Annotated in this window: 3 protein-coding genes; all 3 read left to right on the forward strand. The window is 63.4% G+C overall.

Translation table 11 applies throughout. The features are described 5' to 3' along the window. Positions 1 to 167 precede the first annotated feature (167 nt). Positions 168 to 413, forward strand: a complete 246-nt coding sequence (locus tag AC04L7_RS14140) for a hypothetical protein (protein ID WP_436001322.1) — start codon at positions 168 to 170, stop codon at positions 411 to 413. 13 nt (positions 414 to 426) lie between these two features. Further along, a complete protein-coding gene (locus tag AC04L7_RS14145) occupies positions 427 to 3,510 on the forward strand; it encodes a type IV secretion protein IcmB (RefSeq protein WP_475513241.1) in 3,084 nt (1,027 codons plus the stop codon). 4 nt (positions 3,511 to 3,514) lie between these two features. Next, a partial coding sequence (locus AC04L7_RS14150) for a hypothetical protein (RefSeq protein WP_475513242.1) occupies positions 3,515 to 3,828 on the forward strand: 314 nt, incomplete at its 3' end.

Genomic DNA, 3,828 nt, shown 5'->3' on the forward strand with positions numbered 1-3,828 from the left:
GCTCTATCGCAGCGGCATCAGCGTACGCCGCTACGGCGCCGGCCGCGTGACGGCGATCGTACCCAAGTTCAACTACCGGCCGACCTACGAGATTGCGTCCTCGATCGGTCTGCTCGCCCCGCCAACGGTCTCCACCGACGTGGCCATCCAGGACGAGATCCAGCGCTATGCATGACTCTCAGATCCACATGGTGGAAGTCACGTTGCGTGATTGCCGGAACATCGGCGTGATCATGGCAATGGATCGCCTGGTCGCGCTCCCGCAGAACGTGGACCAGATGCAGGAGGCCATGGCCGACATGCAGATCGTGCGCGAATTCGCGACCGAGCGCGTGCCCCCGGCGCTACGGGGAGTCGCAAAGAACGTGTTCATGGAACACGCCAATTTCCTGATCAACCATTTGAAGCCGTAAAGGAATCCACGCCGTGAACATGATCCTCATCCTGGTGATTGCCCTGGTAGGTCTGGTGGCCTTCCTTGCCTATATGGGGCCCAATCGCATCATCGACGGCATCGAAGGGCTCTGGAAGCAGATCGACCGTGGCCTGAAGAAGTCGCTTGGCGACTACATCGAGATCGAGAACGTGGATCTGGGTGACGACTACACCTTCGTAATGAAGGATGGCTCGCTCATGACCCTGATCATGCACGACGGCTGCATGACGATCGTGGGCAGCGAGGAATTCGAGCGTGCCAACAACGCACTCAACCAATCTCTGGGCGCATTCCTGGGTAGTGGCGGGCACGCGGCGCAGTTCGTCTTCACGGTGGACCCGGACCTGACCGAGCGCCTGGTGCGGGAGGCACAGAAGCCCTCGCGTGATACGGCGAACCGGTTGGAGCTCAACCTGGAGGACATGTTCGAGGAAGACCTGCAGAGCTTCAAGGCGAGTTCGAGCAGCGAGAACTGCATGCTGGCCCTGTTCACCCGCGTTTCTGCCCTCAGCGTCGCCGAGCGCAAGCAGGAGAGCGAAACCCGCAAGGAGATCTTCGACGCGCAGCCCATGCCGCGGTCATCCGACTCCCCGGCCATGTTCAAGGCGCTGCGGGCCCTGCGACCGCGTCACGAGTCCTATGTGAAAGCCGTGCTGGCGGTGCTGCAGGAGCAGAAGATGGCCTGTCGTCGACTGCCGGTCCACGAAGCGAGCCGGGAGATCCGTCGCGCGATCGACCCTTCCTTCACCGCTGAAGACTGGCGGCCGTGCCTGCTCGGTGACAAGTTGCCGCGCCGTGACTACCGCCGCGACCCTGAAGACATGGCCGGTGGCTTGTGGCCAGCGCTGGGCCCGCACTTGGCGCCGCGTGATGCCGAAGAGGTTGGACTGCGGTACGTGAAGATCGGGGATCGCATCTACGCCCCGATGCACATCCGCCTGGCGCCGCAGGACATCCAGGTATTTCAGCGCCTGTTTGCCAAGACGGTGGGGGAGCAGTTGCCGTGGCGCTTCTCTCTGGTGGTGGAGTCCTCTGGCTCGCCTGTATGGGACTACAAGAACCTGGTGACCCTGCTCGCAGGCTGGACCAACAGCACGAACCTGCAGATCCGCCAAGCCATCGAGTACGTGCGTCAACGCAAGCGCGACAGTCATGGCATTGAAGTCCGCCTTCGCATTGACCTGGCGACCTGGGCCCCGGCCGATGACATGAAGCTGCTGGAGCGCCGCGCCTCGCTGCTGGCGCGCCACGTCCAGTCCTGGGGTAACCCAGAGCTGCAGATGGTCTCCGGCGATCCTGTGCAGAGCCTGATCGCGGGCGGTATCGGCGCGAGCCTCAGCAGCCCCGCCACGCCCTCACTGGCACTGCTGGAAGACGTAAGCCACTTCTTCCCCATCTACCGTCCCAGTTCCCCGTGGAAGCAGGGTGCGCTGATGCTGCGCAGCCCTGATGGCAAGCCATGGCCATATCAGCCGCACTCGCCGCTGCAGACCAGCAGTATCACGGTCGGCTATGCGGAGCCGCGAAGCGGCAAGTCGGTTCTGGCCAATGCAGTGAACCTGGCGCTATGCCTGTCCCCGGGTATCACCCGTCTGCCGCTGCTGGCCATCATCGACGTCGGGCGCTCCAGTGCTGGCCTTATCTCGCTGCTGGAGCACGCGCTGCCTCCCTCTAAGAAGCACCTGGTCGCCTCGATCCGGATGAAGATGAGCCAGGAGCACGCCATCAACCCGTTCGACACGCAGCTCGGCATGCGATCTCCACTGGAGACCGAGCGTGCTGCGATGCTCAACTTCATGCTGACGCTGGTGACGCCGCCAGGCCAGGCAGTTACCGACCCCGCAATGGCGGGTCTGTGCCGAATGGCGATCGACACCGCGTTCGCCAAGTACGGTGATGGTGCCCAAGGTACGGCAGCCAAGCACTACTCCAGCCACATGGACGGAGCGGCTGCGGTCGACGCCGCGATTGCCCAGTACGGCCTGCATACCGATGACAACACCACCTGGTGGGAGATCACAGACGAGCTGTTCCGGAATGGCGCCATTCACGAAGCACACCTTGCCCAGCGCTTCGCCGTCCCGCTGCTCCAGGACGTGGCAGTTGTCACGCGCGAGCCGCAGTTCCAGGACATGTACGGCGAGAAGCGCTCGGGTGATGGGGATGAGCCCTTGCTCGCCGCCTTCAGCCGACTGATCAGCGACGCGTTGCGCGCGTACCCGATTCTGTCTCGCCCGACCAAGTTCGACTTGGGCCAGGCACGCGTTGTCTCGCTCGRTCTGGCTGATGTGGCCAAGTCCGGTAGCGCGGCGGCAGACCACCAGACCGCGGTGTGCTACATGCTGGCGCGCCACGCCACAGCCCGAAACTTCTACCTGCACGAAGATGACGTCGTGCAGTTCCCGCAGATGTACCGTGCGTACCACGACCGTCGAATCCGCGAGATTCGCGAGGACAAGAAGCTGATCCAGTACGACGAGTTCCATCGCACCAAGAAGGTACGCAGCGTGCAGGAACAGGTGATCGCCGACATGCGCGAAGGTGGCAAGTACGGTGTGGCCATCACGTTGCTCAGCCAGGCCATCGGCGACTTCAGCGAAGACATGCTCAGCTTCGCGACCACGAAGTTCATTCTCTCCAAGGCCAACGAAGCGACGGTCAAGGAAATGGATGCCATCTTCGGCCTGTCCGACACCGTGCGTTGGAATGTGCGCAACGCGATCCGCCCGCCGGGTCCGCGCGGCTCCACCTTCGTCGGTATCTTCGACGTCAAGGAAGGCCAGTGTGCGCAGGCGCTGAACAACTCCATGGGCGGTATCCGACTGTGGGCGTTCTCGACAACGAATGAGGATGCTTACGTACGCGACACGCTCTATGCCCGGATCGGCCCCGAGAATGCGCGCCGCTTGCTTGCCCAGCGGTACCCGAAGGGTTCGGTGCTCGATGAGGTCGAGCGCCGGAAGAACGCGCTCGATGCCGATGATGGCGAAAGCATCCTGCAGGGCCTGATCGATGACCTCATTCGCGCCCATGAATCCACGTACCTGGCCCATGCCGCGAAGGAGGCGGCGTAACACCATGAAGAATTCGCTTCGAGTTGTGCCCCTGTCGTTGGGAGTCGTACTGGTCGCTGGCCTGCTGACGGGAACTGCAATCGCGCGGCCGCCCCTGACCGGCTTCGGTGCGACCCAGCCTGCCACCGAGGCCGTGACCACGAAGCCGGCGCCGGCGCAGCCGGCACGGTATGCACCGGCGCTACCGCCGGCGGCATCGGTCCCCGGGACCCTGTACGTACCGCCCGAGGCTGCGTACCGCCTGAATGAGAGTGACGCGCAGTTCGTCGCTCGCCAGACGGTGAGGCAGGAAGAGCTGAAGCGTGAGCAGGCCAAGCT

The sequence above is a fragment of the Pseudoxanthomonas sp. LjRoot204_2 genome, from assembly GCF_056175765.1.

Bases quoted from the DNA above. Each gene is read 5' to 3' on its own strand.
- AC04L7_RS14140 (WP_436001322.1), top strand. From the start codon at position 168: ATGCATGACTCTCAGATCCACATGGTGGAAGTCACGTTGCGTGATTGC.